Source organism: Methylobacterium brachiatum, assembly GCF_020523825.1.
In the GTDB taxonomy this organism is placed as follows: Bacteria; Pseudomonadota; Alphaproteobacteria; order Rhizobiales; family Beijerinckiaceae; genus Methylobacterium; species Methylobacterium brachiatum.
This window is the reverse complement of sequence record NZ_JAJALK010000038.1, coordinates 1-6,001: the sequence shown is the minus strand read 5'-3', so window position 1 is coordinate 6,001 and position 6,001 is coordinate 1. Positions and strand designations below refer to the sequence as shown.

Below are 6,001 nucleotides of genomic sequence, written 5' to 3'. Positions count from 1 at the left end.
CAGACGGAGAAAAGCTCCTCGCCCGCACCGGTCGGCGGGCTTAGCGTACGTTTTCGACCATCCTCTCACCGGGCCCCGACCAAGACGACGGCGCGATCGCGGAAGAACGCCCCGGCCTCACTGGTCCGATCCACGTCGGGCAGGAGGGCGCGAGCCATGCTCTGGAGTTCCAACACGTCCTCAGGGTCGAGCCCGAGCAGCGGATCCCATCGGTCGGTCCCTCCGGCCAAGCCGAGTGGGTCCAGCACCAGCACGGTCTGGCCGATGGCCTCTCGCCGCCGGCGGGCGGCACGCACGACGTCGCCCTTGGGATCGATCACGACGACCGGCCCACCCCAGCCCTCGGGCTCCGGGAAGGCGACATTCGGCAGGATCGCGCCGCTTGTCTTACCGGTACGCGGCGGGGCGATGGTGATCAGGTTACCCTCGACCTGGACCCGGACGGCGCGGCGGGTATCCGGATCGAGCCCGAGCTCGATCCCCCGGCGCATGCGCGCGCGGTCGGCCCGTCCCGCGAAGCGGGCATCGCCGTAGCGCTTCAGACGGTGGCGCAGCGGCACGAGCCGGCCACCCATGGCCAGGATCACCGCGAAGAAGATCGCCGTAGCCCAGATCGCCAGGAAGGCGGGACGGCCACCGCCGGTGAGGCTGTTCGTGTGCCCGAGCACCATGTCCCGGTAGGTCGAGGCCATGTGCAGGGATAAGCCGAGCCAACCCGCCCAGCCAGGTCCGGCCGGCGAAAACCAGTCGAAGGGCGTACCCGGGATGGTGGGCCAGGCCCGCGGGTCGAGGCCGTGGGTCGCGAGGTAGGCGGCCGGATAGCCGATGAGGAAGGTCGCCAGCCCCAGCAACAGGACGAGGCCGACGCGGAAGAGGCGGTCGGGACGATGCATAGGGGCGCCGTAGTCCGAAGCCCCTGAGAAAAGCCTCTCTCGATTCCACTCAACTTGAGCGATGTGATCGCGACACCGTGCGGTATCGCGATCACATCGGCCCATCGCGGGAAGCACAGCTCTTGGAACAGCTCGAATCCGAGTTGCCGACGATCAGCTTACACACGTTGCGGGGCGGCAACCGCCCGGCCTCGGCGCACCACACGTCGCGTTCGGCCTGAATCGCCGCGATGCGGCCATGCGGGCGGCCGGCGTCGATCGCGGTCGCCATCAGTAGGTTCTGTGCGGTGAGGAGTTGCTGGCGTAGCTCGGTGTTCTCCCTGGCGATCACATCATCGTCCATCCTGGCTCCTGTGCGAGGAATCCGAGTGGGCGCGTCTACGCGCGCGAAATCACGGCTTCAGCCGCGTTCGTCATATCGGCCGGCTTCAGACCCTCAGCGCATGGCTCTGGTCGTCCCACCATCCGCGTAGATTCCCGAAGGCGTCGCTTGGTCGAGGTCGCCCGCTGCCTCCCGGCAGCATTGCGACGGTTTGGTTTTCCCCGATTTTGACAGATTTGGAACTTGAGTATGCGTGCTGGTCACGCTTTTGACCCCTCCCCCCTGTTGAACCGCAACTGCAGCACGTCCCGTCTGGTGCGGGAGGGGGTTGCCGCGTCGCGCCAGACGAAGCCAAGCCAGCCATTCGGCCGAGACGATGCGGACGATATTGGTGTCGTTGCGAAAGCCGGTGACCGCCCGCTCCTCAACGGTGAGCAGCCCGAGCCGGCGCGCCTCGCGTATGGCGTTCTTCACGGTCGAACGGCACACGCCCGCGACCGCGGCCATGTTCTCGATCGACAGCCGGCAGTCCTTCCGCCGCGTGGCTTCGGCCGCGACAAGGGCGAGGACCGCCTGCTCTGCAGACGTAAACTTGGCAGCTAGCCCTGGCGGGAGCCGTCCCGAGGCGGCCCAGCGGCGGCGGCGCTCCAGGGAGGCATCCGTGCGCGGGCGTGAGCCGAAGGCCCTTCTGGATCGTCCTGTATGATCAGGAACAGTCACGCATCCCCCTTGCGGATGAGGACCACCTGTATTCGGTCCTACTTCGGCCCTGGGAAGCCTGGGAGCGTTGCGCGCTTGTCGCTGCGCTTCGATGAGAGTGGATAGGGCCTCAGCCTCCACTTCTGTGACAGTCCCCTCCCCGTAGGCGCGCCAAAGCGCTGCCGCGACGGCCGGCAACGCGGCGCATGGAGCTGCCTCCGCCTGCCGGCGGATCTCCTCGGCATAAGTCATTGGTCCCGGTCCCGCTTCTTCGCGGGCCGCGGCGGATCGAAGGAACGACCGGATGATCGCTCCTTCCTGGCAAGCCTCCACCGTTGCCGAAACTCATGTTTCAGCTTGACTCCGTAAGGAGTGGCGTGCTCTGAAGGAGGTAGATGCGGTTCCTTCGGGCGCCCGGTGTTTTCGAAGGCCTCACCCTTGCCGGGGTGGGGCCTTTGGCTTTTCAGGGTCTCGGTTCTGCTGCGGCCGTCTCTCCTGATGATGGCAGCGACTCGCCTTTAGCCGCGCACCTCAAACGCTCATGTCGGCCGGTCGATACCGTTAAGTCAACGTTGACGCCGCGCTCCCACTCGAAAAGCGCCCGATTCCGTGACGCGTTGTCGGACTGACGTGGTGACGTGTCAACATGCTGACAGTTAAACACTCTGACGGGTTGCGTCGTCAGCGTGTCTCGTTGATGAAGTGTAAACCTGTCGACGCGATGCTGCGGCAGGCTGTCAGCTCGTCAAACCGTCAGGAGGTCAACACAATGCACACGCTTGCCCTGGTTTCGCAAAAGGGAGGCGCTGGTAAGACCACGCTAGCCCTGCACCTCGCCGTTGCCGCTCACCGGGCTGGCCTTCAGGTGGCAATCGCCGATCTCGACCCTCAATCCTCGGCATGGAAGTGGTCCGAGCGGCGCAAGGATCATCCCGAAGCCGTTGTGACCTCCGCTGAACAGCTCGAGCACGTGAAGGCGCAAGGGGCGGCCGGCGGCCTCGACCTGCTCATCATCGACTCCGCGCCTCATGCAGACCGGCCGGCGCTCGTAGCCTGCAAGGCCGCGGATCTCATCCTGATACCTTGCCGAGCCTCAATCCTTGATATCGACGCCATTGGGCAAACTCACGATCTCACAACTATCGCCCGCAAGCCGTCGTGGGTCGTGTTTAACGCCTGTAACACCTCGACCGAGTTTGACCTGGAGGAGGCACGCGCCGGACTGCGCGAGCGAGACATTCCGGTTTACCCAGGCGCAGTCTACCAGCGGGTCTCCTACTCGCGTGGCTTTATCCCTGGCCGGACGGCACAGGAGATCGAGCCCGGGGGGAGGGCATCGACTGAGATCCACGATCTCTTCAAGTGGACGGCCAACTTGATCGGCCTCAACCTGCCGCAGCGCGCTGGCATCGAGGCCGCCTGATGAGCGCCACACCTCGTTTCAGCCTTCGTGCCGCCGTGACGGACAGCGTATCTACCGGTCGGCGAGATGAGGCACCAGAGACCATCGATGCCATCGCGGCACCCGAGGTCGGTCCGACGCTGGAGCCTCATCGCCGAGCCACAAAGGCGGCGGGCGAGGCGGTCAAAACGAAACGCCCGACCACGCGCCAGGGTGCACGGGGGATCACCGTCTGGGTCGAGCCCGAGATTTACCGGATGATCAAGCTCGTCGGCCTTGACGCGGACATGACCACGCAGGACGTGATGATGGAGGCGATCAACGACCTCCTCGCCAAGAAAGGGAAAGGCCGCCTCGCGAAGACGCGGTGACAACCAAACGCGATGACGTGTTGACACGAAGATACGACAACGGCCGCCCGGCAGGATCAGGCAGCTCTGCTGGTTCGCATAAGGGCACGCTACGGAACCAGGCGCACCGTGATCGTCCGCAGCCGCGTGCGTTCCATTGTGAGCCATGGAAAGGCCCGCCTCTAGGCTGACGAGAGGCACCGGCCTACGGCTGGACTGGGTGGTTTCCTGCCCGTCCGCATTCGGACGACGGATGCAGCGAAGCGGAAATAGTCGCGGCGACCGCTCACGACCCTTTGCGGAAGTTCGGAAGGTCCGCTTCGAGGTGCTTGACGAGGGTTAGCCCCTCCTACCCGGTTGATCGGTATTCTGCTTGCAAGCGGTGGATTGAAGACGGGAATGTCCGACACCTCACGATAGCTCGCACCGCCGGGGGCAATGGCCTAAGTCCCGACGATCTGGCGCATCGCGATGATCGTGCGGAAGCCACGCACGTTCGGCTCGTCGTGGAAGACTTCGCGGGTGAACGCCTCGTATGCCTCCATGCCAGAGATGCGGAGTTGAAGGACGAAATCGGAATCTCCGGTGACGTACCAAGCCGCCCTTACCTCGGGTCGGGCGCGCAGACGGCGAACGAAGGCATCGAGCAGGTCGGATGTCTCCCGTTCAAGCGAGACGAGCACGTGAACTGTCAGGGGCGTTCCCAGCACGGTGGGATGTACGATCGCAACATCCGCGACGATGACCCCGTTTCGCCGCAGGCGACGTAGGCGCCTTAGAACGGCACTCTCGGACAAGCCGACGCGCTCGGCGAGCGCTCGCGCCGAGGTCTGGTTGTCTACCTGTACCGCGGCAAGAAGGGCGTGGTCGAAGGCGTCCAAGGTGACGTTTTCCAGCGTGATCTCCCGCAACAGAGCCTGAAACAGGCGTGATACTGCCGGAGTTCGACGCCATCCGCCATCCATCTCGGTGCATCATCGTGGACATGACGACGACCAGTTCCGCCGAGATTGCAGCCGTACTGCGGCCCCTCGATCCCGCTTATGCACCGACGCCGCTCCTTGATCTGCCCAAGCTCGCCGCACACCTCGGCGTGGCGCAGGTCCTCGCGAAGGACGAAGGTCCGCGGTCGCTCGGAAGCTTCAAGTCACTTGGCGGCACCTACGCCGGTCTGAGAGCCTTGGCTCGTGCGGCAGGGATCGACCTGCCGGACCTTCTCGCCCGTCAGCCCGCAGGGCAGCCGACACTCGTTTGCGCGAGCGATGGCAACCACGGCCTTGCGGTCGCCGCCGCGGCGCGTTTTGCCGGAGCGACGGCCCGCGTGTTCCTGCACGAGGGTGTGCCGCAGGCGCGCGCTCGTCGGATTGAGGCCGAGGGCGCGGAGATCGTCTGGGTGGCGGGCACCTACGACGACGCAGTTGATGCTGCCGCAGCCAAGGCTCACCAAGGTACTGGCATCCTCGTCGCGGATACGACCGATGACCCGAACGACCTCGTCGTCCATGACGTGATGGCAGGGTACGGCGTCATGGCGACAGAGATCCGCGAACAAGCAGAAGCCGCCGGGCATCCACGACCGACGCATGTCTTCGTCCCGGCGGGTGTCGGTGGTCTCGCCGCCGCGATGGCGGCCGGGCTAGCGGGTTGGATGGCGGCCCCAGGGTGTGTCGTGGCCGTCGAGCCCGAGCGCGCCGCTTGCCTCGCCGCAGCGCTCGCCGCTGACCGACCCGTGCGCGTGTCTGGTGACCTGAACACGTCAGCCGAGATGTTGTCTTGTGGCGAGGCCAGCGCGCCAGCGATTACCCTGCTGCGGCGGCACAACGCGCAGGTGATGACCGTGAGCGAGCGCAAGTTGGTCACGGCTCCCGACATCCTCGCGGCGCATGGTGGACCGCTCACCACGCCGTCAGGGGCGGCAAGCCTAGCCGGTGCCCTCACCGCACGGCGTGATGCGTCAGAGGCTCAAGACCTCGGCCTCGGCGCCGACAGTCGCCTTCTCATCCTCATCACCGAGGGCGCCTTGGCGCTCTGAGGCCGATCGCATCTGCTGTCGCAAAAGGTCGAACCATGGCCCATCCGATTGCCACTCCGCAGACCCCATCTGCCCGAACCAATCTGCCGGTCGATGGTGATGGCTTGCGACGCCTGCGGATCGATCTGGCCGCCTGCCTACGCTGGGCTGCCCGCAACGGCCTGGAGGAGGGCATCTGCAACCATTTCTCGGCGGTGCTGCCGGAGCGGCCGGATCTGTTCCTAGTTGTAGCGGCGCGCAATCGAACTGTGGCGGAGGCGCAATCGAGGGCGTTTTCCGGCGCACGATCGGTGAGACTGGAGA

Annotated in this window: 7 protein-coding genes and 1 pseudogene; 4 read left to right on the top strand and 4 right to left on the bottom strand. The window is 65.5% G+C overall.

From position 1 onward, the window contains the following. Window positions 1–65 precede the first annotated feature (65 nt). The 3 genes from LGR69_RS31565 to LGR69_RS32325 form a co-directional block, all read right to left on the bottom strand. On the bottom strand, window positions 66–893 hold the full coding sequence (locus LGR69_RS31565) for a type IV secretory system conjugative DNA transfer family protein (protein WP_230368565.1): 828 nt from the start codon (window positions 891–893) through the stop codon (window positions 66–68). A 91-nt stretch (window positions 894–984) separates the two neighbouring features. Beyond that, window positions 985–1,236, bottom strand: a complete 252-nt coding sequence (locus LGR69_RS31560; RefSeq protein ID WP_091995180.1) for a hypothetical protein — start codon at window positions 1,234–1,236, stop codon at window positions 985–987. Between the two features lie 93 nt (window positions 1,237–1,329). Beyond that, window positions 1,330–2,166, bottom strand: coding sequence for a helix-turn-helix domain-containing protein (locus LGR69_RS32325; RefSeq protein ID WP_091995177.1), 837 nt, complete (start codon window positions 2,164–2,166; stop codon window positions 1,330–1,332). Between the two features lie 394 nt (window positions 2,167–2,560). Between LGR69_RS32325 and LGR69_RS31550 the strand changes: the two genes are divergently transcribed. Both LGR69_RS31550 and LGR69_RS31545 read left to right on the top strand, forming a co-directional pair. Further along, the gene (locus tag LGR69_RS31550) at window positions 2,561–3,337 is read left to right on the top strand and encodes a ParA family protein (protein WP_091995174.1); all 777 of its coding nucleotides are present in this window, start codon (window positions 2,561–2,563) and stop codon (window positions 3,335–3,337) included. Further along, window positions 3,337–3,687, top strand: coding sequence for a ribbon-helix-helix domain-containing protein (locus tag LGR69_RS31545; protein ID WP_139239559.1), 351 nt, complete (start codon window positions 3,337–3,339; stop codon window positions 3,685–3,687). The genes LGR69_RS31550 and LGR69_RS31545 overlap by 1 nt, the downstream gene beginning before the upstream one ends. Before the next feature lie 422 nt (window positions 3,688–4,109). Here LGR69_RS31545 and LGR69_RS31540 read toward each other — a convergent pair whose 3' ends face one another. Next, window positions 4,110–4,547 carry an Lrp/AsnC family transcriptional regulator gene (locus LGR69_RS31540; RefSeq protein ID WP_230368564.1) on the bottom strand — a complete coding sequence of 146 codons (438 nt, stop codon included), beginning with the start codon at window positions 4,545–4,547 and terminating at the stop codon, window positions 4,110–4,112. A 47-nt stretch (window positions 4,548–4,594) separates the two neighbouring features. Between LGR69_RS31540 and LGR69_RS31535 the strand changes: the two genes are divergently transcribed. Both LGR69_RS31535 and LGR69_RS31530 read left to right on the top strand, forming a co-directional pair. Then, a complete protein-coding gene (locus LGR69_RS31535; RefSeq protein WP_230368563.1) occupies window positions 4,595–5,698 on the top strand; it encodes a pyridoxal-phosphate dependent enzyme in 1,104 nt (367 codons plus the stop codon). 35 nt (window positions 5,699–5,733) lie between these two features. Then, a pseudogene (locus tag LGR69_RS31530) lies at window positions 5,734–6,001 on the top strand (hypothetical protein); the annotation flags it as partial.

What these genes read in the sequence shown, in the direction of transcription:
- LGR69_RS31565 (WP_230368565.1), bottom strand. Translation starts at nt 893, where the DNA reads ATGCATCGTCCCGACCGCCTCTTCCGCGTCGGCCTCGTCCTGTTGCTG.
- LGR69_RS31560 (WP_091995180.1), bottom strand. Translation starts at nt 1,236, where the DNA reads ATGGACGATGATGTGATCGCCAGGGAGAACACCGAGCTACGCCAGCAA.
- LGR69_RS32325 (WP_091995177.1), bottom strand. Translation starts at nt 2,166, where the DNA reads ATGACTTATGCCGAGGAGATCCGCCGGCAGGCGGAGGCAGCTCCATGC.
- LGR69_RS31550 (WP_091995174.1), top strand. Translation starts at nt 2,561, where the DNA reads ATGCTGACAGTTAAACACTCTGACGGGTTGCGTCGTCAGCGTGTCTCG.
- LGR69_RS31545 (WP_139239559.1), top strand. Translation starts at nt 3,337, where the DNA reads ATGAGCGCCACACCTCGTTTCAGCCTTCGTGCCGCCGTGACGGACAGC.